Origin of the sequence: Pseudomonas aphyarum (assembly GCF_028657055.1) — a bacterium.
GTDB classification, from domain to species: Bacteria; Pseudomonadota; Gammaproteobacteria; order Pseudomonadales; family Pseudomonadaceae; genus Aquipseudomonas; species Aquipseudomonas aphyarum.
In genome coordinates this window covers 284,621-310,734 of record NZ_JAMDGS010000007.1, presented here as the reverse complement: position 1 = coordinate 310,734, position 26,114 = coordinate 284,621, and the positions used below count along the sequence as shown (strand labels likewise).

The following is a 26,114-nucleotide window of genomic DNA, read 5'->3' as shown; positions in this document are numbered from 1 at the left end:
CAAACGAGCGTCCATGAATTTTCGTCACTACAAATAACGCCCTCGAACACTATCATTAGATATCGTCATTTATCTTTCAGGATAATCAATGTCCAGCAAGCGCACTGTCGCCATCGGTTTCATCGGAGCCACCCTCGATCGAGTAGGCAAAGGCGCCAACCGCTGGAACCATTGGCGGCCTAGCGTGGGCCTGTGCCAGCAACCGGACGTCTTGATCCATCGACTGGAATTGATACACGGCACGGACGCCCGGGACGCGAGCTTGGCCGAACGCATTCGCGAGGACATCCGTCAGGTGTCGCCGTGCACAGAAGTGCGCCTGCATCCGATGGCGTTGCGCAACCCCTGGGATTTCGAAGAGGTCTACGGCGCACTTCACGACTTCACCTCCGAATACACCTTCGATACCGAGCGTGAGGACTATCTGGTGCACATCACCACGGGGACCCACGTCGCGCAGATCTGCTGGTTCTTGCTGACCGAGGCGCGCTACCTGCCGGCACGCCTGATCCAGACCTCCCCCGCCCGCCGCAAGAGCGAAGAAGAACCGGCCACCGGCACCCACGCCCTGATCGACCTGGATCTGTCGCGCTACGACCGGATTGCCTCACGCTTCACCCACAAACGTCTGGAAGGCCTGGAGTTTCTCAAGTCCGGCATTGCCACCCGCAACACCGCGTTCAACCGTTCCATCGAGCAGATCGAACGCGTGGCCGTGCGCTCCAAAGCGCCGATGCTGCTGATCGGCCCGACCGGCGCCGGCAAATCCTTTCTCGCCCGACGCATCTACGAGCTCAAACGCAGTCGCCATCAAATGCAGGGACGCTTCGTTGAAGTCAACTGCGCCACCCTGCGTGGTGACGGGGCAATGTCTGCGCTGTTCGGCCATGTCAAAGGCGCGTTTACCGGCGCGCAAAACGCCCGCGACGGCCTGCTGCGGGCAGCTGACGGTGGCATGCTGTTTCTCGACGAGATCGGCGAACTCGGGGCAGACGAACAAGCCATGCTGCTCAAGGCCATCGAAGAAAAGCGCTTCTTCCCGCTGGGCTCGGACAAGGAGGTCGACAGCGACTTCCTGATCATCGCCGGCACCCACCGCGACCTGCGCAGTCGCGTCGCCGAAGGCCTGTTTCGGGAAGATCTCTACGCACGGATCAACCTCTGGACGTTCGACCTGCCAGGCCTGGCGGGACGCCGCGAAGACATCGAACCCAACATCGATTTCGAGCTTGAACGCCACGCCCGCGAACACGGCCAACTGGTGCGCTTCAATCTTGAAGCCCGACGGCGCTACCTGGGTTTCGCCAGCTCGCGGGAAGCTGCGTGGCTGGGTAACTTTCGCGAACTCTCGGCCTCGATCACGCGCATGGCGACACTGGCCGACAGCGGGCGAATCGATGAAGCGCAGGTCGAGGAGGAAATTGATCGGCTGCGGTATGCGTGGGGGCTGGCGCAACCGGCCGGCGTGACAAATGAGCTGCCGGGCGATGCCGAGACGCTGGACCTGTTCGATCGATTGCAATTGAAGGCAGTGCTGGAGGTTTGCAGACAGGCAGACAGCTTGTCGGATGCCGGCAGACGACTGTTTGGCGTGTCGCGACAGGCGAAGGCGCAGCCCAACGATGCGGACCGATTGAGGAAGTACCTCGCACGGTTCGGCATTGAATGGAGCCAGTTGCGCGATCAGTGAAACAAGACCGTAACCAATTGAGTCGATGAGATAAACTGCGCCGCACCGCGATACCGGCACCGAGTGAAGGACAAACACGGATGGACTTACTGGATTTTTTTTCAAACCTGCTATCGATTCTTGACGGCTTCCAGACGTCCGGCCAAAAGCCTCGCAGAGTCTTCACCCGCGGATTTGTCGTGACCTGCGTCTTTGTGGCGATCATCGAGCTGTTCTTACTGAACCACATCTACAGCGGGCGCCCGTGAACGAATAGCTACGAGTTCCCGCCCGTCAGCTGCCCGGCACTTTACCCCGCGTCAGAACTTCCAACGTCTACCCACCTGACGCGGAAGCCCCGACGATGAACAGAACCATTGCAGCCCTCATGCTTGGAAGTCTTTTATCTGCCACCGCACCGTTGGCGATGGCGGGAAGCACCGTTCCGCCTACGGGCATTCCCGGGGTCAACCAGGGAGGCACCGAATCCAAGGAAGACAAGGCCGACAAAAAGGGTGAAGAAGCCTCGGGATCGAACTCCGGTGCAGAGTCCCACGAGACAGAGAAGGATGCGCAAACATCCAGTGGCTCAAAGGATGGGATGGAAGAAAAGAAACCCTGAACGACTTTGCCGCCTCAGCAGTTTTCGCAGGCATTAAAAAGCCGATCTCTCCGATCGGCTTTTGTGTATGACGCTTATCCCGTCTTGCCAGACCAGGACGATGAATTTCAGCGCTTGAGCTTGCGCTTGTTGCGGTATTGGTCGATCACCACCGCGACCACGATGATCAGGCCCTTGATGATGTCCTGGATGTAGGCATCGACCCCGACGAACGTGAACCCGCTGGCCATCACCCCCAGGATCAGTGCGCCAATCACAGTGCCGGTGATGCGCCCCACCCCGCCCGCCAGACTGGTACCACCGATAACTGCAGCGGCAATCGCGTCCAGCTCATAGGACATGCCCATCCCGGCCTGCCCGGTGGCGGCGCGGGCCGAAGCCACCACGCCTGCCAGCCCCGCCAGCAACCCGGCGATGCTGTATACGATGACCAGGTGGCGTTTGACGTTGATGCCCGACGTGCGCGCCGCCTGCATGTTGCCGCCGATGGCGTAGGTGTATTTGCCGTATTTGGTGTAACGCAGCGCGATGTGGAAGATCACCGCCACCACCAGAAAAATGATCACCGGCATCGCGCCGTGGCCGATGGCCGTGTAGGAATCCGAGAGCATGCTCACCGGCTGGCCTTCGGTGTAGTAACGCGCCAGGCCACGAGCCGAAACCATCATGCCCAGTGTGGCAATGAACGGCGGAATCCCGGTGATGGCGATGATGCTGCCATTGATCGCCCCCGCCAGCAGCCCGACACCGAGCCCGGCAATTACGGGAATCCAGACCGGCAAATCGGTCAGTGACGGGAACACCGCCCGGGCGAAATCCGAGGTCTGCGCCAGACTGGCCGCGATCATCGCCGACAACGCGAGCACGGAGCCCGACGACAGGTCGATACCGGTGGTGATGATCACCTGGGTCACGCCAATCGCCAGCAGACCGATGATCGACACTTGCAGGATCATCAACACCAGCCGCTGGGAGTTCATCAGGAAGCTCTGGTCGCGCACGATCCAGCCGAACAGTTCGAACACCAGACCAATGCCGATCAGCACCAGGAAAATGCTCAGCTCCGTCGGAAAGCGCCGGCGACTCTTGACCGGTGCCGTGGCCGGTTTGTTTTCCAGTATCGCGTTCATAACCACTCACCTTTCTATCGCATCATCGACGGCGGCCTCGGCCACCAGCGGTATCCATTAATGAACCGAGGACAGGCCCGAAGCCAGCTGCATCACCCGCTCCTGAGTCGCCTCGCTGTGGTCGAGGGTGCCCATCAGGTCGCCCTCGTGCATGACCATCACCCGGTCACTCATGCCGAGCACTTCCGGCAGCTCCGAAGAAATCATGATCACCGCCATGCCTTCGCTGGCGAGGTAGGCGATGAGCCGGTAAATCTCGGCCTTGGCGCCGACATCGATGCCACGGGTCGGCTCGTCGAGAATCAGGATTCGCGGGTTGGTCATCAGCCAGCGGGCCAGCAAGGCCTTCTGTTGATTACCACCCGACAGGGTGTCGATGCACTGCTCCAGCGACGGGGTTTTCACCCGCAGCTTCTTGCACATGTCTTCGCACAAGGCGCGCAAGGCTTTTTGCTGGATGAACCCGTGGCCGGCGTAGTGCGGCAGGACGGCCATTTCCATGTTCTCCAGCACCGAAAGGCACGGGAACAGACCACTGAGCTTGCGATCTTCGGTCAACAGCGCGAAGCCCTTCTCGATCGCCATGTGCGGATCGCTGATGCGCACCACCTCGCCATCGAGACGGATCTCGCCACCGTCGCTGGGCGTGATGCCGAAGATCGCTTCGGCGACGTTGGTCCGGCCGGAGCCCATCAAACCGGCGATGCCCAGGATTTCCCCGGCGTGCAGGTCGAAGGAAACACCCTTGAAAATGCCATCGAGCTTGAGGTCGCGCACCGACAGCAGCAGATCGCCGATCGGCTTTTCACGCACCGGAAACAACTGGCTCAACTCGCGACCGACCATCATCGAAATCAGGCTGTCGCTGTCCATGGAATCGGCCCGCTGCAGGCCGATGTAGGCACCGTCGCGGAACACCGCCACTTCATCGGCGATCGCGAACACTTCGTTCATTTTGTGGGTGATGTAGATGATGCCTTTGCCCTGGCTTTTCAGGTCGGCAATGATCGAAAACAGATGGGCGACTTCCTTGTCGGTGATGGCCGATGTCGGTTCGTCCATGATCAGGATGTCGGAGTCGTAGGACACGGCTTTGGCGATCTCGACCATCTGCCGCTCGGCGATACTCAGGTTGCCGACCAGCTCTTCGGGGTCGAGGTTGATTCGCAAACGCTCCAGCAGTTTTGCGGTGCAGCGGTGCATTTCCCGATGGTCGATCATGTGAAAGCCGTTGAGCTGCTCGCGACCGATCCAGATGTTTTCGGCGATGCTCATGTGCGGCATCAGGTTGAGTTCCTGGTGGATCATTGCGATCCCGGCCTGAAGCGCCGCCAGTGGCGTTTCGAACACCACCGGTTTGCCCCGCAGGCGCAGCTCGCCGGCGTCTGGCTGGTAGATGCCGGCGATGATTTTCATCAGGGTGGATTTGCCCGCGCCATTCTCGCCCATCAGCGCCAGCACGGAACCGGGGCGTACCCGCAGTTGCACATCGGACAACGCCACCACACCGGGGAAACCCTTGCTGACGTTGAGGATCTCCAGCAGGTACGGCTCTTCGACAGGTAGTGCAGTGGGCGGGCTCCCCGTCAAAGGGGTGCTCGAAGCAGTCGCTGAAGCGAACATGATCAGGTACTCCATCAGCAAGGTCGCGATCGCCACCTTGCGGGCTTATTGTTGTTATTGAACGGACGGACTATTTGAACTGGTCAACGTTTTGCGGCGTGATCAGGCGGAACGGCACCCACACCGCCGGCTCGACCGGCTCGTTCTTCGCCATTCTCACCGCGGTATCGATGGAGCCGTCGGCCTGACCCTTGGCGTCCTGGAACACAGAAGCGGCCAGCGAGCCCTTCTTCACGGCGTTCAAGCCGTCCGGCGTACCGTCGACCCCCGCGATCAACACGCTGCCTTTGGCGACGCCGGCCTGTTGCAGGGCCATGGCGGCACCGATGGCCATTTCGTCGTTGTTGGAGACGACCGCGTCAAACTTGCGGCCCTGGGTCAGCCAGTCGTTGACCAGGGTCATGCCCTTATCCCGCAGCCACACACCGCTCTGTTCCTGCTCGACCTTGATGTCCGGATATTTGGCCAGCACCTCTTTGACGCCCTTGGTGCGGTTGGTGGTGGAGTTGTTCGCCAGGTCGCCCAGCAGAATCACGATGTCGCCCTTGCCGCCCATCTTGTCGGCCAGGTACTGCATCTGCATCTCGCCGGCTTCCAGGTCGTTGGAAGCAACGGTTACCACGCCTTTGGGCAGGTTCAGGTCATCGGGGCGGCGGTTGACGTAGACCAGCGGAATGCCGGCCTTCACTGCCGCTTCGGTGATCTTTTTGGTGGCGGCGGTATCCACCGGATTGACCACGATGGCGTCGACCTTCTGGCTGATGAAGCTTTCGACCTGGCTCAGTTGCTTGACCACGTCGCTGCGGGCGTCTTCGAACTGCAGCTTGACGCCGTCGGGATAGGACTTGGCTTTCTTGTCCATGGATTCACGCAGGTAGGTCAGCCAGGTGTCATCGAACTGGGACATGCTGACGCCAATCTTCATATCGGCCAGCGCAGCGCCGCTGGCGAACATCAGGGACAAGGCCAGTGAGGCAAAACGGGTCTTGGTCTTCATGAAAAGTCTTTCTCCACATTCTTGTTGGTTTTATGGATGAGGCATGACGATTTCAGTAAGCGGACAAGCAGTCGAGGCGTTGGAACGTGTCACGAGACAGTGAAACTGGAATCGACTTTATTGGAAAATATTTTCCATATCAACCTGTTTTAGAATTTTATTATGATTTTATTCCATGGCTTGCAAACTCACTCAGTTCCACTACCTGATGACGTTTGAAACTCAGGCGCGCAGCGTCTAGCACGCGGGTTGTCGCCAGTGCATCACGGGCGTCAACGGGCAGTGGGCCACCGTTTTGCAACGCGATTTGTAGCTGTAAATAGAACTGACTCCAGCAGCCGCGCTCAGACGGAACCCGTTCGCGCTCGTCTCCGTGTTCGAACCAGCCCCAACGGCGGTGCTCCTCAACGCCCCAGCGCTCGCCTTCGGTTTTCGGCGAGAGCCCGGCCAGCGCCTGAGCCTCCTGCCCGTCCAGCCCCTCGACGCTGTAACAACCCAGCGTACCGCTCACCCGAAAGCGCGGACCGGGGCTGTTTTGCAGGCAACTGCCGCCCAGATGCGAGGTCACGCCGCTGGCGTGGGTCAGGGACATGAAGAAGCCGTGATCGAACGCCTGGTCTTTTTCCAGGTAATCCAGTTCGGCGTAAACCCGTGTCACCGGGCCGAACAGCAACAGCGCCTGATCGACCAGATGACTGCCCAGATCGCGCAGGAAACCACCGCCGCTGCCGTTATTAACCGATGACGGCGAGTAACGTTCGATCCGCGACTCGAACCGGCTGACCTGGCCCAGCGCGCCGGATTCGATGAGTTTGCGCACGGTTAAAAAGTCCGAGTCCCAGCGCCGGTTCTGATAGACGCTGAGCGGTACATTCTGGCGCTCGGCCATGGTGATCAGGGTTTGCGCCTGCTGCCAGTCGGCCGCGAACGGCTTGTCGCTGACCACCGCCACGCCGTGTTCGATGCCGTCGAGCACCAGTGCCGGCCGGCCTTTGAGGGGCGTCGATACCACCAGCACATCGATCCCGGCTTCCACCAACTGGCCGATGCTGTCGAAGGCCGGCACACCCGGATGCTCCGCCGCCAGCAACTGTCGGCGCTCCGCTGAACGGGTGACCACGCCGACGAACGTCGCCGCCGGCAGACTGCTGATCAGCGGAGCATGAAAAAACCGGCCGCCATGGCCGTAACCGACAAGTCCGATGCGCATGAAAGTATTTCCCTGAATAAAACGCGGTCCCTGTGGGAGCGGGCTTGCCCGCGATGGCGGCGGCACATTCCACATAGATGTGTCCTGATAAATCGCTATCGCGAGCAAGCTCGCTCCCACAGGGATTTGCGTCAGCTGTAGAAATGGGGGCGATCAGGCAGTGCGACGTTAACGATCGCCCCGCTGTTCTGCGCTTCGATGCACGCATCGGCGGCAACCGCGGCCGCGAAGCCATCCCACGCCGAAGGCCCACCCACCTGCCCTGCCCGCACGCCATCGATGAACGCCTGCAACTCGACGTCATAGGCCGCGATAAAGCGATCCTTCCAGTCCATCAGAATCGCGTTGGACAGCTTGGCCCCGCTGCGCAATTGCACCTGGGACGGTTCAGGCAGCCTGGCGATGCCGGTCTCCCCCACCACTTCGCACTGGATGTCATAGCCGTACTGGCAATTGACGAAAACCTCCACGTCGATCCGCGTGCCCTTGGCGGTTTCCAGCAGCACGATCTGCGGATCTTTCAAATGCGCGAGGGCCTTGCTGCTCTTGCGCGGGAACACCACCTGCACCGAGACGTAATCGTCGTCGAGCAACCAGCGCAACACGTCCAGCTCATGGATCAAGGTGTCGGTGATCGCCATGTCGGTCTTGTAGTTTTCACCCACGCTCGGGTTACGGTGGGCGCAATGCAGCATCAGCGGTTCGCCGATCTGGCCGCTGTCGATAACCGACTTCAGCGCGCGATAACCTTCATCGTACGGACGCATGAAACCGACCTGCACCAGCCGTTTGCCGTGGGCCACTTCGGCCTCGACGATCTTGCGGCAGCCTTCGGCGGTGACCGCCAGTGGCTTCTCGCAGAATACCGGTTTGCCCGCCGCGATGGCGGCCAGCACGAACTCTTCGTGGCTCGGGCCCCAGGAGGTGACGAGGATCGCCTCGACATCCGGCGCCTGGATCAGCGCGTGGCCGTCGGGATAGACCTCGGCGGTCAGATTCAGCTCAGCCACGACCTTGGCCGCCTGCTGCAAATTGATGTCGGTAACCGCCACGACCTGACTGTTGAGCAAGGTCTGGCTGCAACGACGGATGTGATCCTGGCCGATGGCCCCGGTGCCGATGACGCCTAGCTGCAACGCTTGGGAAAGCAATGACATGAAAGGATTCCTTGTGGTTGTTCGATTCAGGGCAATCAGTACTGACGGGCCTTGGCCAGTCGTTCGTTCAGGGTTTTGGCCACCGCATCGGTGCGGGCGCTGGTGGAGACTTGCGCCACGCCGACCCGCCACCACGACAGGTAGCCGTGAATCATGGTCTTGGGCAGAACCTTGATGTCGATCAGGGTCGAGACCGTCTGCAAGCGCGCATCGGCCAGCGCCGCCTGCAACTCTTCAACAGTGTTTACCTTGTAGGTCTTGCAGCCGTAGGCCGCCGCGCTCATGGCGAAATCCACCGGCACGAAAGCGCCGTCGAGCTTGCCGGTTTGCGGGTTGCGGAAACGAAACTCGGTGGCAAAGCTGTCCATGCCGTTGCCCATCTGCAGGTTGTTGATGCAACCGAAGGTCATGTTGTCGAACAGCACCACGTTGATCTTGCGCCGCTCCTGGATCGAGGTGGCGAGTTCCGAGTGCAGCATCATGTAGGAGCCGTCGCCCACCAGCGCATAGACCTCGCGCTCGGGCTCGGCGAGCTTCACGCCCAGCGCCGCGTTCACCTCATAGCCCATGCACGAATATCCGTATTCGACGTGATAGGTGTTCACCCCCTTGCTGCGCCAGCTGCGCTGCAGGTCGCCGGGCAGACTGCCGGCGGCGGCGACAATCACCGCGTCATCGGCGAGGGTGTCATTGAGCACGCCGAGCACGCGACTCTGGGTCAGGCAGGAACCGGTCAGCTCGATGAATTCGCGCAACACCGCCGGATCGAGGTGGTCGTTGATTTCCGGGACGAAATCCCGCGCCTGGTAGTCGATCTGATACAGGCGGTCCACTTCTTCATCCAGTTGCGCCCGGGCCTGACGGGGTTGATTGCCCCAGCCGGAACGGTAGTCGCCCAGCGCTTCGGCCAGCGCCGACAAACCTGTCCGGGCATCCGCCAGCAGTTGCACGCCGTCGAGTTTCAGGGCATCGCACGGGCTGATATTGAGGTTGAGAAATTGCACGTCAGGGTGCTGGAACAAGGATTTCGACGCGGTGGTGAAATCGCTGTAGCGAGTGCCGACCCCGATGATCAGATCTGCGTCCTTGGCCAGCAGGTTCGCCGCCAGGCAACCGGTTTCGCCAATGCCGCCGACGTTCAGCGGATGGCTGGACACCACCGCGCTCTTGCCGGCCTGGGTTTCGGCGAAGGGAATATCGAAGCGCTCGGCAAACGCTTGCAACGCCGCGTTGGCGCCCGAGTATTTGACGCCGCCACCACAGATGATCAGCGGTTTGCGCTTGCCTTTGAACAGTGCCACGGCATCGCCGATCATCGCTTCAGTGGCCGGGCGACGCTCGATGCGGTGCACGCGTTTTTGCAGGAAGTAATCGGGATAGTCGTACGCCTCGGCCTGCACATCCTGCGGCAAGGCCAGAGTCACGGCGCCGGTTTCGGCGGGGTCGGTGAGCACGCGCATGGCGTGGATTGCCGCGGTCATCAATTGCTCGGGGCGGTTGATGCGATCCCAGTATTTGCTCACGGCCTTGAACGCATCGTTGGTGCTGATGCTCAGGTCGTGGAACTGCTCGATCTGTTGCAACACCGGGTCCGGTTGACGGCAGGCATAGACGTCGCCCGGCAACAGCAGCAAGGGAATCCGGTTGGCGGTCGCGGTGGCGGCAGCGGTCAGCATGTTCGCCGCGCCCGGCCCCACGGACGAGGTGCAGGCGTAGATCTTGCGCCGCAGATGCTGCTTGGCGAAACCGATTGCCGCATGGGCCATGCCTTGTTCGTTGCGGCCCTGATGGACGATCAGGTCACCGCTGTCCTGCTCCAGCGCCTGCCCCAGACCCAGCACGTTGCCGTGGCCAAAAATGGTAAAGATCCCGGCGATGAATTTGCTCTGAACGCCATCGACCTCGATGTACTGGTTGTCGAGGAATTTCACCAGGGCCTGGGCCATGGTCAGTCTTGTTGTGGTCATAACCGCACCTTTCAAATTCAGATCCGATCCCTGCGAGGGGCACTGTCAACTCAGGGATTTGCTCAGGTGGTCCATGCTCGCGCCGATCGCCGTCTGGATATCCGCCAGGCCATGGACGCTGTCGGCGAACGGTTCAAACGACAGATAGCCGCTGTAGCCGCCAGCGAGCAAGCTGTTGATTTGTGCCGCGTTGCCGAGAATGTCGTCCGCGCCCACCAGCACCCGGTGGCCATCGCCAAGGGTCGCCAGCGGCGCCTCGGTTTCCTCGACACCGGAGATGTGCACCAGCCCTGTCAGCTCAGGGAAAAACTCCTGCTCACCGGCCAAATGGTGATGAAAGGTGTCGTGCACCAGACGGAACACATCCAGCCCGCCGACTGCCTTGATCGCCTCCACCGCCGTGCGTTTGCGGCGCAGCGAGCAGGCTTTGAACCCCAGCGGCTCGATGAAACCCAGCAGGCCGTGATCACGCAGGACTGGCGCCAGCTCACTCAACGCGGTGCGCAGGCCCGACGCACGTTCGGCGACGCTGCGCGGATCGGCGCGGTCGTTCAACGGGCACATCACCAGCCCCCGCGCACCACAATCGCGGGCATAGGCAGCCAGCTTCAAGGCCTGCGCGCGGCGCTCGTCATTCCACACGTCGAACGGATACAGCGCGTTTATCGACAGCACGTTGATGCCGTGGGCCGCGCACAACTCACGCACGTGTTCTGGCGCGGTGCCGTCCTCGATCTCGATGCCTTTGAGGTCGTTGCGGATCTCGATGGCGTCGGCCTTGAGGGTCACCGCCAATTCGATGAACGCCGGCAGGGACAAACGTGGAGCGACCATTCGGTTCAGGGCAAAACGCAGTGGAGTACTCATTCTTGTTGTTCTCCGCGCAGATGAATTATTTGGCCGTCGGCATGCTGAATTCCGGGCCCTTGGCAATGCTGTCGGGCCAGCGCTGCATCACGCTTTTGTAGCGACTGTAGAAACGAATGCCTTCCTCCCCGTAGGCATGGTGATCGCCGAACAGCGAGCGCTTCCAGCCTCCGAACGAATGCCAGGCCATGGGCACCGGAATCGGCACGTTGATGCCGACCATGCCGACCTTGATGCTGCGGGCGAAGGCGCGGGCGATCCCGCCATCGCTGGTAAAACACGACACGCCGTTGCCGAATTCATGGGCGTTGATCAGCGCCACGGCACTGGCGAAATCCGGCACGCGCACGATGCCCAGCACCGGGCCGAAGATTTCCTGCTGATAGATGCTCATGTCGGTGGTGACGTGATCGAACAGCGTCGCGCCGACGAAAAAGCCCGCCTCGGCCCCCGGCACCTTGAAGTGGCGGCCGTCGACAATCAGCTGCGCACCCTGAGCCACGCCCTGATCGATAAAGCCTTCCACCCTGGCCTTGTGTTCGGCGGTGACCAGCGGGCCCATGTCGTTGTCGCCTTGCAGACCGTTGCCGACTTTCAACTGGTCGATGCGCGGCAGCAGCTTGGCGATCAGTTGATCGCCGACTTCGCCGACCGCGACCGCAATCGAAATCGCCATGCAGCGCTCACCGGCCGATCCGTAAGCCGCGCCGATCAAGGCATCTGCCGCCTGATCCAGATCCGCGTCAGGCATGACGATCATGTGATTCTTCGCGCCGCCCAGCGCCTGCACCCGCTTGCCGCGCGCGGTGGCCTGCTGGTGGATGTACTCGGCAATCGGCGTCGAACCGACAAACGAAATCGCCTCGATGTCCGGGTGCTGCAGCAAGGCGTCGACCGCCGTCTTGTCGCCCTGAACCACGTTGAACACGCCGTCCGGCAAACCGGCTTCAGTCAACAGTCGAGCCATCAGCAAACTGGCGGACGGATCGCGCTCGGACGGTTTGAGGATGAAGCAGTTGCCGGTGACCAGCGCCAGCGGAATCATCCACAGCGGCACCATCACCGGGAAGTTGAACGGCGTGACCCCGGCGCAGACGCCGAGCGGCTGACGCAGGTTCCAGTTGTCGATGCCGCCGCCGATGTTGTCGCTGAACTCGGTCTTCAACAGGTTCGGCGCACCGCAGGCGTATTCGACGATTTCGATGCCTCGGGTGACTTCGCCCTTGGCGTCGGAAAACACCTTGCCGTGTTCGCGGCTGATGATTTCGGCCAGTTCGTCGTGATGACGATCGAGCAATTCCTTGAACTTGAACATCACCCGCGAACGGCGCAGGGACGATTGCTCGGACCAGGCGGGAAATGCCTTCAGCGCCGAAGCGACGGCAGCGTCCACGGTCTTCTGACTGGCCAACCCGACCCGCGCCTGAACGCCGCCAGTGGCCGGATTGAAGACATCGCTGAATCGTTCGCTACCGCTGTCCTGCACCTGACCGTCGAGGTAATGGCCTATGACCGGGGCGTCGCTCATTGTTCTTGTTCTCCGTGCGAAAGTTGGAATTCAGAGATCCAGCAGCCAGCTGTGCTGCGGGTCGTTATGGAACTGCCAGACGCGTTTCGGCCCGGCCATCACGTTCAGGTAATAAGACTCGTAGCCATACGGCACGCTGACCGGGTGATAGCCCTTGGGCACAACAACGAGGTCGCTGTTTTCCACGGCCATGGCCTGATCGATGCTGCGGTCGTCGGTGTAGACCCGCTGGAACACGAAACCCTGGGGCGGGTTGATCTGGTGGTAGTAGGTTTCTTCGAGAAAGCTCTGGTGCGGCAGGTCGTCGGTGTCGTGCTTGTGCGGCGGGTAGCTCGACGAGTGCCCCGACGGCGTACGCACTTCCACCACCAGCAGCGAATGGGCCGGTTCGCTGTCCGGGAGGATGTCGCAGACATAGCGGGTGTTGGCACCCTTGCCGCGCACGCTGCGCTTCATGGTTTCAGGCCTGATAAGGCGCGGACCGAGGTCCATGGTGGTCGACCCGGGAGCGGCGCAAACCGCCACTTGCGCATCACTCAATGCCACCACCTGCGCCTGACTGTCGGGTGGCAGGTACGCGGCGAACGGGGATTTGTCCTCGAACACCGACTGGCGATCGCCGAGGTTGTCCCAGTTGAAGGCGCCCTGCCCCGGCGCTTCGCCGTGGATGCCGATCCGACCGCTGAGCAACACCAGGCACAGTTCCTTGTCGCCCGCTGCGACGGGCAAGGTTTCACCCAGGCTCAAGCGATAGGCGGCGAAACCGACATATTGCAGCTCACCTTCAGCCAGCTCGACCATGGTCCGGCCACGGGCGTTGCTTTTGACCAGCAGGCTCATCGCGCAGTCCTCTCGTCGAGCAAGGCACGCAAGGTGTCGAAGCCTTTTTTCGCGTAGACGTAACTCGGCGCCACCGCCGGGTCCTGCTCGGCCTCGACCACCAGCCAGCCGTGGTAATCGGCCGCCAGCAGCACGTCCAGCAGTTCGGCGAAGTCGATGTCGCCATCCCCCGGCACGGTGAACGTGCCGTTGATGATGCAATCGGGGAAGCTCCACAGGTTGTTGCGCGCCAGTTGCACCACCGGTTTGCGCACGTCCTTGAAGTGCACGTGGCAGATGCGCGACAGGTGTTTGCGCAGCACCTGCAAAGGCTCGCCGCCGCCCATGTAGCAATGGCCCGAATCGAACAGCAGCCCGACTTCATTACCGGTCAACGCCATCAGGGTGTCGATGTCCGACGGCGATTCGACGTAGGCGCCCATATGGTGGTGATACGCCAGACGCACGCCCTGGGACAGGGTGAAGCGTGCCAGTTCGGTCAGCTTGTCGGCGTATTGCTGCCACGCCTGTTCGGTGTGAAAACGCGGGCGCTCGACCAGCGGAATCCGTTGGCCCTGAATGGAGTCGGCCACTTCACCGTAAACCAGCACGTTCGCGCCGTTCTTCGCTAGCAACTCGACATGGCTGGCAATTGCGTCGATTTCCTCGGCCACCGAACGGCGCGCCAGACGACTGGAATACCAGCCGGACACCAGCGCCAGGTCATACGGGCGCAGCACATCGCCTACGCCTTTGGCGTCCTTGGGAAACTTGCCGTTGAGTTCGAAGCCTTCATAACCGATGGCCTTGCCTTCGCTGAGGGCGGTGCTCAGCGGCGTTTCACCGCCGAGGGACGGCAGGTCGTCGTTGCTCCAGGAAATCGGGTTGATGCCAATTCGGATAGCGGGCATGGCTGCACCTTTTATTGTTATTTCTAGAATGTTCAACCGCGGCTCAGGCCCGGGCCGTACGCCAGGCATCGATCAGCTCGACGAAGGTGTCCTGTACCTGGCGGATCAGCGTTTCGTCGTCGATTTCCCCGGCCAGCCAGGCGCGACTCGGCTCCTGAAAAATCGTCCGGCCCACGGCGAACCCGCGGCAGGTCTGGCTTTGGCTGGCCTGTTGAAAGCCTTCGGCCAACGCTGACGCCGGGGCATTCAGGCCCAGCAGCACCACGCCTCGGCAATAGGGATCGCGCGCCTGGATCAGTTCGTCGAGCTGTTGCCATTCCTCGGCGCTCTGCGCTTCGATCTTCCACCACGCCGGGTAGATGCCCAGGTTGTAGAGGCGTTTAAGCGCGCGATACAACACATCGGGATGCGGTGAGGGGTGATCCTTGGGCGGGATGATTTCCAGCAGCAGTTCATGACCGCTGACTTGCGATGCCTGATACAGCGCCTTGATCTGCGCTTCCTGCTCCAGGCGCAACATCGGTTCGTCGTCCGGGTGGAATTGCACCAGGCATTTGATGATTTGCTCTTGCGGCCAGGCGATCAGATTGCTGCCGATCGAGCGCCCGTGCTCGAAGGCCAGCGGCCGCGAACCTTGCACCTCGACGGGACGCGCCACCCACCAACCTCGACCGGTAGCAGCGTTCAGCGAGTCCTGGCCGAAACGCTGATCCGCCAGCAGCCCGACATCGGCCTCGATGCCCTGCTCGCGCAAATCGCTTTCGACCCGCTCCACGGCCTTGATGAACAGTTGCTTGAGTTCGCCGATGGCGCCGAGGTCGCGTCCGCCCTTCTGGGCCAGTTCCACCAGTTGCCCGCGATGGTCGAAGGCAAAGATGAACAATTGCTTCCACTGTTTGCGCGGCACACTGACCTGATGCAGCCGTTGCAGGGTGACGTCCTGATCCGGCCGGGTAATCGGCACCGGGCTGCTGAACAGGTAATCGAGTTCGGCACGGGTCGGCATCGCCGGCGCGCAGGCATGACGCGACACCACCAGACCACCGCAGGCATTGGCCAACTGGCAGCAACGCTCGTCGCTGGCGTCTTCCAGCCAACCGCTGAGGAAACCCGACATGAACGCATCGCCGGCGCCCAGCACGTTCAGCACTTCGACTCGCACGCCGGGATAAATCGCGCCGTCTTCAAGACGCGCCGGAATCTCCCCGTGGATCACCGTGCAACCTTGTGGGCCGAGCTTGACCACCAGGGTTGCCGCGCTCAATCGCCGGACATTGCGCAGGGCGCTGAGCAAATTCTCTGAACCGCCGGCCATCAGAAACTCTTCCTCCGTCCCGACTACAAGGTCAAAGCGCGGGAGGATTTGTTGCACATGTTGGGTGACGTTCTGATCGGCAACGAAACGGGTTTCGCCGTCCCCCTTGCCAGCGAGCCCCCACAGGACCGGGCGGTAGTCGATGTCCAGCACCCGTTTGACGTTGTGCTTTTCGGCGTAGTCCAGCGCCTGGATGCTCGCCTTGTAGACGCCGTCGGTGGAGAAGTGAGTGCCGGTGATCAGCAAGGCTTTGCTGGAAGCGATGAAGGCTTCGCTGATGTCTTCGGCCCGCAGCGCCATGTCTGCGCAATTTTCACGGTAGAAGACCAGGGGAAAGGTTTCCCGATCCTTGAGACCGAGCAGCACCATGGCGGTCAGACGCTGCGGATCGACCTTGATGCTACTGACATCGCAGCCTTCACGGGCCAGGGATTCGATCAGGAAACGCCCCATGTGATCGTCGCCGGTCCGGCTCAGCATCGCCGACCTTAGCCCCAGCCGGGCGGTGCCGAACGCGATGTTGGCGGACGAGCCGCCGAGGTATTTGGCGAAGCTGCTCACATCCTCCAGACGTGCCCCGACTTGCTGCGCATAGAGGTCGACGCCGAGGCGCCCGAGGCAAATCAGATCCAATTGACGTCCACTGGCAAAACGAGTCTGGCCCATGCTGGCTCCTGTTATTTTTATCAGCCTGTGCCTAGCGCGGTGACCGCGCCGGACACTCTTGGTGGATGCAGACTAAAACGAGCCGGATCGAACAATCAATAAATATTCCAATTATTTTTCACGTGGAATATTTTTTCCAATAAACTTCAGTGCAGACGCTCCAGAGGCAGTGCATCGTTTCAGCAGGCATCCCGCTGGCGCAAGCCCAAGATTTTGTCGGGGCCGAGCCTGTAGACTGCGCACAGCCAAACTATTGTCAGGGGACGAGACGTAACCGTCCCTATAAGAACAAGCCAGAAGGATTATTTATGTCCCGCACCGATCAGCCGGCTACCGCCGAGAGCACGCCCGAGAGCGATCTTGCCAGCCCCCCGATCAATGCCGAGCGTCTGCTGCAGCTCATCACCACTGAATACGAAAGCCTTCCGCGCCAGCTCAAACGCATCGCCAGTTACATGAGCCAGCAAAGCGACCGGATCATGGTCGACCGTATCAGCGACATCGCCCGCGAGTGCGAAGTGCACCCGTCGGCCATCGTGCGGTTTTCCCAGCGTTTCGGTTTCAGCGGTTTCAGTGAAATGCAGGCGCTGTTTCGCGAGGCGTATACCCACAAAGCCACGCCGGTGCAGAACTACCAGCAGCGCATCCGCAGCATGATCGCCAACAAGTCGCAGAAAGCCAGTGGTGGCGATCTGGCTCGCGAGTGCATCGACGCCACCCTGTCGGGCATCGAACGCCTGGGGCAGGAACTGGATGACCAGGCCTTTGAAAAGGCCGTGGATCTTGTGGTCAATGCCGACAATATCTATGTGGTCGGGGTGCGCCGCTCGTTCGCCGTGGCCGACTATCTGGTCTACAACCTGCAACACACCAACAAGCGCATCCACCTGGTCTCGGGCCTCGGCGGCAGCTATCGCGAGCAGATGCGCAGCGTGCGCGCCAATGACCTGGTGATCGCCATCAGCTTCACGCCGTACGGCAAGGAAACCCAGCACTGCCTGCGCATTGCCCAGCACCATCAGGCGAAAACCCTGATCATCACTGACAGCAATCTCTCGCCGCTGGCAAAGCGCGCCAACACCCTGCTACTGGTCAACGAAGGCAGTTCGTTTGCGTTCCGTTCCTTGAGTGCGACCTTGTGCCTGTGCCAGGCGCTGTTCATCGCCGTTGCCTATCGACTGGAGTTGAAGGTGGACGAGATTCACGAGCAGGTCGGGTTCGAGGACTGACCGGGGCACAGCCATCGCAGCGAATGCGGTAATTCAAAATATTTATTCCATTGTTTGAATGCAAGGAATATTTATTCTATAAACAGGATCTCTGAAAACAAGAACTCAAAGGATCCTGTCATGCGTGAACTCGGAATCGGCCTGATCGGCACGGGCTTCATGGGGCGCGCCCACGCCCTGGCCTTTCGCAACGTCAGCGGGGCATTCGAATTGCCCTTCACCCTTCGCCTGGCCGCCCTGGCTGACGCCGATCCTGCACGCGCACAAGCCTGCGCCACCGCCTGGGGCTTCGATCAGGCCCATGGCGACTGGCAGCGATTGATCGATGACCCAAAGGTCAACCTGATCGCCATCACCACACCCAATCACCTGCACTACCCGATGGCCATGGCCGCCCTTGCTGCCGGCAAACCGGTTTACTGCGAAAAGCCGCTGGCGGTGAACCTCGAACAAGCTCATGCCATGCACGTGGCGGCAAAGCATGCCGGCGTCGTCACCCGGGTCGGCTACAACTACCAGCACAACCCGATCATCGGCCTCGCACGCGAGCTGATCCTGAGTGGCGAACTCGGCGAGATCATCAGCTTTCAAGGTGAATTCAGCGAAGATTTCATGGCCGATCCAGCCTCCCCCTGGTCGTGGCGCTGCGAACCCGAACATGCCGGTGGAGCACTGGCGGATCTGGGCAGCCACCTGCTCGCCATGGCGCGCTACCTGCTGGGCGAGGTCGAAGCGGTGTGCGCCGACTCCCAGACAGTCCATGGCCAACGCCCGGCCACAACCGGCAGCCAGGAACAACGCCGCATTGCGGTCGACGATCAGGCCCATGCGCTGCTGCGCTTTGCCAGCGGCGCGCGCGGCACCTTCAGCAGCAGTTGGCTGAAGCATGGCTACAAGAATCATCTGAGCTTCGAAATCAGCGGCACACGAGGCACCCTGGCGTTCGATCAGGAGCGTTTGAACGAGCTACGCCTGTGCCGTGCCGGCCAGGGCGGCTTCCAGCGTTTACTCGCCGGACCGGACTTGCCCGGCTATGCAGCATTCAGCCCGGCGCCGGGGCATCAGCTGGGTTACAACGAGCTGAAAACGCTGGAAGTGCATGAGCTGATCATGGCGTTGGCTGGGGACGGACAAGCCGGGACTGATTTCGAGGAAGCGTTTGAAGTGGAGCGACTGGCGACGGCGATTCGGGTCGCGGCTGAGGAGCGGCGCTGGGTGTCTGTCAGCGAAATCAGCGGGTAGTTTTTCGCGGGCACAAAAAAGCCAATCGGGATGATCGGCTTTAGTGTCTGACTTTGATGAGGAGGCAACTGGATCCCCTGTAAAAGGCACTGCGCATGAAAAAGCCCAACTCGCTAAAGTTGGGCTAAGTCATTGAATTATATGGTCGGGACGGAGTGATTCGAACACTCGACCCCTAGCACCCCATCTCCTTTTTCATACTTCTTGGAAGCTTCCAAAATTTTACTCTGGATTTTACTAAGCTAGTATTTACTTGAGTTCCAGCGGTGTTCTGCTCCACGAGAGTCCAGTAACGTCCATCAAGAGCCGATGGTTTTGTGGGGGGAAAAGTAGGGGGAGTCCATTTTATGGCCAAAATCACCATCAAAGAACTCGAATAGCTGACCGCCGATGATGCCGGCCGAATCCTCAAGGAGGATGGCAATCTCGCCGGTCGAATTTCAGTCCGTAAGGACGGTGTGTTGGTCAGCTTTTATATCGCTATCGGTGGGGCGAGCAGAACAAAGAGTACGCCTGCGGGTCCTGGCCGCGCAAATCCCTGACGGACATCCGTAACGCTCGCAACCAAGCTCGAGCACTCATCGATGAGCAGATCAATATCAACGAGCAAAAAAACCGCCAAGGCACAGGCATACGCCGTAGCTGGGGGTCAGCTTGGACGTCATCGATCGTTGCCAAAACCATGTGTTCAGGCTGTATGTTATCGACGTGCCCCCCCCGCCCTGCAAGACTGGGACTGATTCGAACTCACCAATAACTCGGCGTACGATCGAAGCCCCCTTTCAATTGCATAAGCCCGACGCGCTGAAACCACACCAATCTGATTATGACAATCTGGCTCGCTAGTTACCGCTCAACGGCGTAACGCAAGATGCTGCGTGGCGAGTACACCCGATCTGAATAGACGTGCCCCGCTCTGCATTCCTTGACCTGGCTATGGCGGTGGAAAAGTTATTTGACGGTCGCAAAGGCATATTGATCGAGGAGTCTTTCTAACCTTTTCGACTAAAAAATAACGGCATGACTCAATCAGATGGCGTTTAGCCAGTTTGGGTTGATAAGATTGCGCTCTGAATACATTAAACCTGTATATCAATACAGTATCGTGGATTTTCCTGGCCAGGATGGCGAAGTTAGCTACTCACTGGCCAATCTTGTTTTCCAAGATTGGAGTTGCTGTGAACGCGAAGCTCGATTTTGACGCATCAAAGCTCTACGAAGCCCTGAAGTACCAAATCCACGTAGCGATCGACTACTGCCATACCCTTGATAAGGACGATGTCCTTTGGATCGAGGTGTTTGGAGATGTCACCGTCGAAGGCCGTGATCAGGTTGAGGTTAAGGAGTACAGCGACAGCCTGACCGACAGCCATGAAAACCTCTGGAACACTCTCAATAATTGGCTAAAGCCTGATTTCAATCATCAGCAATACGCCAACCTGATCCTGCTGACGACTCAAGCCTATGGTGAGCGAGCAGCTATCAAAGATTGGAATCAGTGGAATGCTGATCAGCGTCTGGCTACGCTGGAAAGTATCCTACAAGATGCCGAGGCTCGCTTCGAAAAGGCCAAGCAGGAAAAAGAGGCAACTGCTGACCAAAGCGAAGAAGGTGGTACAGGAAGAAAAACTCCTGGGCCTTCTAAGGCGCTGACCCTACAGCGTAAGGTGATGGCAAAAGCCATGCGTGAATCGCTGATGGAGGCCCTGCCCAAGGTCAAGATCATCACCGAGCAACCTGACCTGCTTGGCTTGATCGCCAGGTACAAAAGGGCCCATCTTAAAAGTATCCATGAACATCGCATGGACGACTTCTTGAATGACCTCTTTGGCTTCATGACCAACGCCGTCAAGGTCACAGAAGGATGGCGGTTCACCACCGCGGAATTCGACAGCAAATTCACAGAGCTCACCGCCCGCTACCTGATTGGCTCGGTGAAGTTTCCCAGTGTCAACACTGAGGAGATCGAGCGGGAAGCTGCTGAGATGAATGTGCGTGACCGCATTTACGCTCAAAAGCTAGATGAGATCGGCGGCGAGGAGGAGCTTATTCTTGAGGCAACTGCCGATCTACTTCATGCCCACGAATACATTGCCGAGCTGATCAAGGACTGCACCACGTCACAGAGCGACGTGGAAAGCTACAGCAAAAACCATATGCGTACCCATAGTGCCAGCAGGGCAAAACTGATGATCGGTTGCGACGAAACCTGGTCGGTTTCGAAACTGAAGCAGGAATCCCTCAAGTTCTATTACGCGCGCTGTGAATTGGATGTCGTGGGCTTTCGAAACTACGAAGACACTCCCATTGAGTTCCGCAATGGCATCTACCACATGCTCGCAGATGCGGTGCCCGCACGCTCAGCGAAGGAGTTTCACTGGAGGTTATGGAAGTGAATGCAAAACCCATTGAACACCTTTTCACGCTTCAGCGCTCCCCCATCGCACTGGCACCGGTGATCCACAACTTCTTCGCCCACTCCGAACCTAGGGAACGTGACTTGCTATTGAGTTATCTGGTGCTGCCCATGGTGCTGTACCCGGCCATGCAGACGTACCTGCTGGCTGTTAGGAAGACCAGCAACCTGCGCACGCTTTGCAAAGAACAGTCGCGACTCGTGGGGCTTACCCACAACACTCAGCAGTTCAAATCCCTCACCAACGCAGCTCTACTTGTCCTTCAAGCAGAGCAAAGCATCGAGATCACCGACGACCTAACTGTTAAGTCGGTCGGGGACGTCAGGGCGTCCAATACCAACCCCAAACAACTTGAAGCCGCCCGCCGGCTTTCCATGGTCTGCGCAGAGGCAGACGTCGTTTCCATCTACAGGACGTTAGGATTCAAGTCTCTATGAAATGCTTTCTGCGGTACATCGGCGTAGTCGACACTCAAGAAAAAATTCACAAGGTGCGACTGGAGCCTGGGCTCAACGTCATCACTGGCAAGTCATCCACTGGAAAAAGTGCGATCCTGGAAATATTCGACTATTGCCTCGGCAGCACCGAAGACACAATTCCGGTGGGCACGATCACTGAGCGCGCAGAGACATTTTTCATTGCGTTGCAATTTCCCAGCTACTTCATCGTGGCCGCACGCAAGAAAAAATCCGACCGCTGCTTTTTGCTTGAGGTGCAAGGCTCCGACCCAGATCAATTGCTCCAACTAATCGAGCAACCCAAGGCCTTCTTCGATCCCAAGCACTACATGCCACTGGCAGACTTCAAGAAAAGCCTCGGGCGCTATTTTGCGATCACGCTGGAAAACATCGACGAAGACCCGTACCTGAAAGCGGCCGGCCGCAACAAATCTGCCACTCCATCGGTACGCAGTTTTTCCTCCTTCATGCTCCAGCATCAAAACCTAGTGGCCAACAAACACGCGATTTTCTACCGCTTCGATGAGAAGGAAAAACGTGACCAGGCGATCAATCACTTCAAAATTCTGATGGGTCTTGTGGACGAAGCTTATTTCGATCTGTACCGGGATCATGAGGTTGCCAAGCACGAACTCAAAAAAATCCAGGCGCAGATTCCCAAGCAAGCTCAGCGCAAAGAAGCTGCGATCGCTCGTTACAACCGTTACCTGACCGAATTCAAGTCCCTGGCAGGTCTTCCTCTAGTCGATGCCACGGCTGAGGACATCTACAGCAAACCCGCGACGATGCTGAAGATGATTTCCGGGCGTTCCGTCAAAATAGACGTGCTCTCAGATCAGGTTGAAATGCGTCGGGCTGAACTTCACTCTCAACGAATTGCTGCGCTGATCGAAAAGCGCAAGCTGCAGGGACAGATGAGGCTGGTCACTGAGTCTCTGACTTCTGCAACACAATTCAGCTTGAGTATGACCGCTGAGACACTGCCCGACTCCATTGAGCTGTCCGAAGCTCATTGCCCGCTTTGCGAGACTCACACCAGCACCCCCGCTATGGAAGCCAACAAGCTCGTAGGTGCTATCGAGTGGTTGAATGACGAGCTCAAGCTGTCCGCCTATGCCCGGGAGAGTTTCGCTGCAGAGCGCCGAAACATTCAGGACGCGCTCGATAAGGCGAACGCAGAGCTGCGTCGTATCCAGGCCGACATCCAGCCACTCGATGAAGAAATTGCCAAGCTCAAGACATCCAAATCGATCGATGAGCAGGCCACCAAGGCCAAGCTTCGGCTTGAAATCGCCATTCAAGATCAGTTGGACAAACCTGAGTCGGAGCTGGCGACTGAAGAAAAAAAACTGCGCACTGAGGTTGATCGCCTGGCCGGTCTACTTGAGAAATACGACATCAAGGACAGGTTGAAAACGTTAAGCAATGAGATCGACGCCAAGATGTGTGAGCTTGGCAACCACTTCGATTTCGAGGAAACGTACAAGCCTTCGAAGCTGCGCTTTGACGTCGAAACGTTCGACCTTTGGTATCAGCAGAATCAGAACACTCGGGTTTACCTACGCTCGATGGGCAGCGGTGCGAACTGGTTGTACTCTCACCTCGCCTTGTTCATGTCCCTGCACTACCAGTTCGCGGCGCTGTCGAACAAAGGGTGCAAGATCCCACCGATACTGTTCCTTGATCAGCCCACCCAGGTGTACTTCCCTGCCTCACTGGATGACGCAGAGGATTTTGATGCTCAAGAGCTTTCAAAACAGGCCAAGCGTGAAGACGCAGTCGACGCAGACATGAGTGCTGTGACCAACATGTTCACTCAGTTGGCCAAGTTCTGTGATGAAACCGGCAAGAAGACAGGCGTAACTCCGCAAATCATCATCTCGGATCATGCAGATAGACTGACCCTAGGCGAAGGTTACAAGTTTCCGGACTATGTCCGGGCTACATGGAGAACGCGGGGATTCATCGCCGACTAGTAGTCTTCATCCTGAAGGGGGGGATTTACTCCCCCGCTTCCTGATCAGGCCACAGTAGTTGGTGCATCAATCATTACGCCTGAGACCGGCGGGAAGAAATTCCTCTCATCCAGCTCATCGATACTCAGCCTGTTACCAGAGCTGACAACGTCAAAGCCCAAACGCGGCGCCTGATGTAATAAAGAACATTCAACGACTTGCCACAGGCGTGCTTGCGACCGGATAGGACAAAAAAATCAGGTAGCCCACACGTCGACGTGCCGGCCACCGCGCTTTTCCATTACGTTGCTCCTCAGATGTGTTGACCGGCTAAATCCAGCTTTTTGAGATATTCGCGCAGCGGGTCGAATCCAGATAGATTCCCGACCTACTTACCTTTGGTGTCCATGGTGCCCGCAGCCGTATTGACCAACAGCGGCAGCACTACCGTCATCATCACAAGTGCCCTGCTGGATGCGCTGATCACCCCGCCCCTACTCTGCACAATTACTGGCGATTACCGAAATATCTGCTTCAAATATTGGTAATGTGCTTTCGACGGCGATCCGTACGGTGCTGATCGTTCCCTTTATAGATCTCCCACTGCTTCAGGCTAATTGCGGCCTAAGCCGCGTCCGCGGTAGCAGCTAGCTCTGTAAAACCATGGTTTACTAAGACTGCTAATACCATCGAATCCGGCGAGCGAAACATCTAAACCCGCACGCTACTGATTTGGCCAGCCTGCCGCCTCCGCACTAAAACCGTCCGCGTACTCCCGCTTGGGTGCATTGCTATCTCTCATCTCGACTCCCTATACATCTGAAGCTTCTAACTTGTTACCGTACGTGGAATCGAGGCAGGGTCAGTTTGTTCACGCTCAGCGATACAGATGCCTACCCATCGATATTTTCCTCCAGTCAGGACGGGAGACGTGGAAAGGCGCGAAACGGCAACTGCGATGTATCGCTTGCCGCAACATCACGATCAAAGTCCGCACGCGTATAGTCGCGCGGGTAATAAGAGAAGCTCTTCAGGTAGAAATATGCGTCTGCATCCATGTAGCGCCTAGACAACTCCAAGCTTGCGGCCTCAGCCGACTTTGCGTCGAAATCATGGCTGAGATGAATCATTGATATCCCGCTGTCGTTCGCGCTCCTTGGGTCGACCGGCGCAGCACCGCTCCTCGACCATTCACGTAAAAGAATGTCCGCAGTTTTCGGTGGGCCATAGGCCACGACCGGGCCAACCGAGACACCGGTAATCGAACCCTTGTGATCATCGAGAAACGAACGCGTTTCTTCTAAAGTCTTGGTCGTTTCCCCGGCATAAAGCAAGACATTGACTTTGGCGGCGATGCCGTGATCGCTACATGCCTTGAGCAAAGTAGACGCTCGCTCTAAGTAGCGATCCGGATTGGGCGATTTGCGCATGTTCATGATTTGCGTCGGCGACGCTGTTTCGAGCCCGAGATCGAGTACCTTCATACCTGCCTCAGCGAGACAGGCGATCGTTTCAGGCGTGAGCGCATCGACGCGGCTTTCCGTCCGCCACTGGACATTGAGGCCCGCTGCCCGAAAGGCATTCGCTAGGCCTGTTCTCCATTTCTCATTAGGCGCGAACATCGATGACTGGAAATAGGGTCGGATCTTGCTGTCACCATACTGGCTAGCGACCGCTGCAAATGCACTGGCAATCTGCTCCGGCGCACGTAGTTTCTCAAGCCGGATATCTCGCTCCTCGCAGAAGGCGCAGCCCATTCCGCACCCGCGCGATGCCTCAATACTCGGTTGATAGCGCTCGAAACCTGATATCAAGGGATGCTTCAGGACGAAATCTGGTGTTGGCGCAGGCAGGCGGCGCAAGTCCGGCGTGCTCGTGAGGAGGCTTGCTATAAGCGGTTCTGCCAGCCCTGGGACGAGCAGGTTCGCTTCGGGCAGTTTCGCATGCAACCAGTCAGGATCCGGCCCAACTACCCAACGTCCCCCAACAATGATTTTGGCGTCTGGATCAATGCTACGCACCAGCCGGCAAAAAGTCTGCGCCCAAGGAAGAGCATAGAAACTGGGAATGGATAGCATTATTGGCAACCGAGACGGAAATACGCCTTCTTCGAGCAGCACGCCAAGCACCTCGGCGGGTTCGCTGTGCTCGCCATGCAACAGCAGGGTCTCGGTCCCCATGGCATCCAGGATCGTTGCCAGCGATAATGCACCGTAGTTGAGATATAGCTGCCGGCGCGCAAGCATATGATCGCGCTTCTTCGGCGATAACATACCAGCAGATACGAATGCAACCGAATTCGAACGCTTCATTAAGTACCACTTCCTTGTGT

General features: G+C 58.8%; 20 protein-coding genes and 1 pseudogene. 9 read left to right on the top strand and 12 right to left on the bottom strand.

What is annotated here, in order from left to right; all coding sequences use genetic code 11:
• Positions 1-88 precede the first annotated feature (88 nt).
• The 3 genes from rtcR to M5G18_RS11840 all read left to right on the top strand — a co-directional run bounded on the left by rtcR (position 89) and on the right by M5G18_RS11840 (position 2,291).
• Entirely contained in the window at positions 89-1,690 is a 1,602-nt protein-coding gene (gene rtcR, locus M5G18_RS11850) for an RNA repair transcriptional activator RtcR (RefSeq protein ID WP_273899843.1), read from the top strand.
• A gap of 80 nt (positions 1,691-1,770) precedes the next feature.
• The gene (locus M5G18_RS11845) at positions 1,771-1,938 is read left to right on the top strand and encodes a hypothetical protein (RefSeq protein WP_273899844.1); all 168 of its coding nucleotides are present in this window, start codon (positions 1,771-1,773) and stop codon (positions 1,936-1,938) included.
• Positions 1,939-2,033: 95 nt separating this feature from the next.
• Entirely contained in the window at positions 2,034-2,291 is a 258-nt protein-coding gene (locus M5G18_RS11840) for a hypothetical protein (RefSeq protein ID WP_207985623.1), read from the top strand.
• A 107-nt stretch (positions 2,292-2,398) separates the two neighbouring features.
• Here M5G18_RS11840 and M5G18_RS11835 read toward each other — a convergent pair whose 3' ends face one another.
• The 11 genes from M5G18_RS11835 to M5G18_RS11785 form a co-directional block, all read right to left on the bottom strand.
• Entirely contained in the window at positions 2,399-3,421 is a 1,023-nt protein-coding gene (locus tag M5G18_RS11835) for an ABC transporter permease (protein ID WP_007956055.1), read from the bottom strand.
• 57 nt (positions 3,422-3,478) lie between these two features.
• Positions 3,479-5,044: a sugar ABC transporter ATP-binding protein gene (locus M5G18_RS11830; RefSeq protein ID WP_273899846.1), complete on the bottom strand. Its 1,566-nt coding sequence runs from the start codon at positions 5,042-5,044 to the stop codon at positions 3,479-3,481.
• A gap of 70 nt (positions 5,045-5,114) precedes the next feature.
• Positions 5,115-6,041: a sugar ABC transporter substrate-binding protein gene (locus M5G18_RS11825; protein WP_007956051.1), complete on the bottom strand. Its 927-nt coding sequence runs from the start codon at positions 6,039-6,041 to the stop codon at positions 5,115-5,117.
• Positions 6,042-6,201: 160 nt separating this feature from the next.
• A complete protein-coding gene (locus tag M5G18_RS11820; protein WP_273899847.1) occupies positions 6,202-7,251 on the bottom strand; it encodes a Gfo/Idh/MocA family protein in 1,050 nt (349 codons plus the stop codon).
• Positions 7,252-7,382: 131 nt separating this feature from the next.
• Positions 7,383-8,408, bottom strand: coding sequence for a bifunctional inositol 2-dehydrogenase/D-chiro-inositol 1-dehydrogenase (gene iolG / locus M5G18_RS11815; RefSeq protein WP_273899848.1), 1,026 nt, complete (start codon positions 8,406-8,408; stop codon positions 7,383-7,385).
• A 35-nt stretch (positions 8,409-8,443) separates the two neighbouring features.
• On the bottom strand, positions 8,444-10,375 hold the full coding sequence (gene iolD / locus M5G18_RS11810; protein WP_273899850.1) for a 3D-(3,5/4)-trihydroxycyclohexane-1,2-dione acylhydrolase (decyclizing): 1,932 nt from the start codon (positions 10,373-10,375) through the stop codon (positions 8,444-8,446).
• A 45-nt stretch (positions 10,376-10,420) separates the two neighbouring features.
• Entirely contained in the window at positions 10,421-11,242 is an 822-nt protein-coding gene (locus M5G18_RS11805; RefSeq protein ID WP_273899853.1) for a TIM barrel protein, read from the bottom strand.
• Positions 11,243-11,267: 25 nt separating this feature from the next.
• Positions 11,268-12,770 (bottom strand): CoA-acylating methylmalonate-semialdehyde dehydrogenase, encoded by a 1,503-nt coding sequence (locus M5G18_RS11800; protein ID WP_273899854.1) that lies wholly within the window; start codon positions 12,768-12,770, stop codon positions 11,268-11,270.
• Positions 12,771-12,800: 30 nt separating this feature from the next.
• Positions 12,801-13,610 (bottom strand): 5-deoxy-glucuronate isomerase, encoded by an 810-nt coding sequence (gene iolB, locus M5G18_RS11795; protein WP_273899856.1) that lies wholly within the window; start codon positions 13,608-13,610, stop codon positions 12,801-12,803.
• Complete coding sequence (iolE, locus tag M5G18_RS11790) at positions 13,607-14,500, bottom strand: myo-inosose-2 dehydratase (protein ID WP_007956043.1); 894 nt, start codon at positions 14,498-14,500, stop codon at positions 13,607-13,609. Before iolE ends, iolB begins: the two co-directional genes overlap by 4 nt.
• 43 nt (positions 14,501-14,543) lie before the next feature.
• A complete protein-coding gene (locus M5G18_RS11785) occupies positions 14,544-16,481 on the bottom strand; it encodes a bifunctional 5-dehydro-2-deoxygluconokinase/5-dehydro-2-deoxyphosphogluconate aldolase (protein ID WP_273899859.1) in 1,938 nt (645 codons plus the stop codon).
• A gap of 308 nt (positions 16,482-16,789) precedes the next feature.
• On the opposite strand from M5G18_RS11785, the gene M5G18_RS11780 reads away from it, so the two are divergent.
• From M5G18_RS11780 to M5G18_RS11760, 6 genes and pseudogenes are all read left to right on the top strand, one after another.
• Positions 16,790-17,710, top strand: coding sequence for a MurR/RpiR family transcriptional regulator (locus M5G18_RS11780; RefSeq protein ID WP_085607793.1), 921 nt, complete (start codon positions 16,790-16,792; stop codon positions 17,708-17,710).
• Between the two features lie 120 nt (positions 17,711-17,830).
• Positions 17,831-18,952, top strand: a complete 1,122-nt coding sequence (locus tag M5G18_RS11775) for a Gfo/Idh/MocA family protein (RefSeq protein ID WP_273899861.1) — start codon at positions 17,831-17,833, stop codon at positions 18,950-18,952.
• Positions 18,953-19,332: 380 nt separating this feature from the next.
• Positions 19,333-19,605, top strand: a pseudogene (locus tag M5G18_RS28900) (Arm DNA-binding domain-containing protein); the annotation flags it as partial.
• Positions 19,606-20,130: 525 nt separating this feature from the next.
• Positions 20,131-21,348, top strand: a complete 1,218-nt coding sequence (locus M5G18_RS11770; protein ID WP_273899863.1) for a hypothetical protein — start codon at positions 20,131-20,133, stop codon at positions 21,346-21,348.
• Positions 21,339-21,806, top strand: coding sequence for a three component ABC system middle component (locus M5G18_RS11765; protein WP_273899864.1), 468 nt, complete (start codon positions 21,339-21,341; stop codon positions 21,804-21,806). Before M5G18_RS11770 ends, M5G18_RS11765 begins: the two co-directional genes overlap by 10 nt.
• Complete coding sequence (locus tag M5G18_RS11760) at positions 21,803-23,803, top strand: DUF3732 domain-containing protein (protein WP_273899865.1); 2,001 nt, start codon at positions 21,803-21,805, stop codon at positions 23,801-23,803. Before M5G18_RS11765 ends, M5G18_RS11760 begins: the two co-directional genes overlap by 4 nt.
• An 896-nt stretch (positions 23,804-24,699) precedes the next feature.
• Here the strand turns inward: M5G18_RS11760 and M5G18_RS11755 are convergent.
• On the bottom strand, positions 24,700-26,094 hold the full coding sequence (locus M5G18_RS11755; RefSeq protein ID WP_273899866.1) for a B12-binding domain-containing radical SAM protein: 1,395 nt from the start codon (positions 26,092-26,094) through the stop codon (positions 24,700-24,702).
• Positions 26,095-26,114 lie beyond the last annotated feature (20 nt).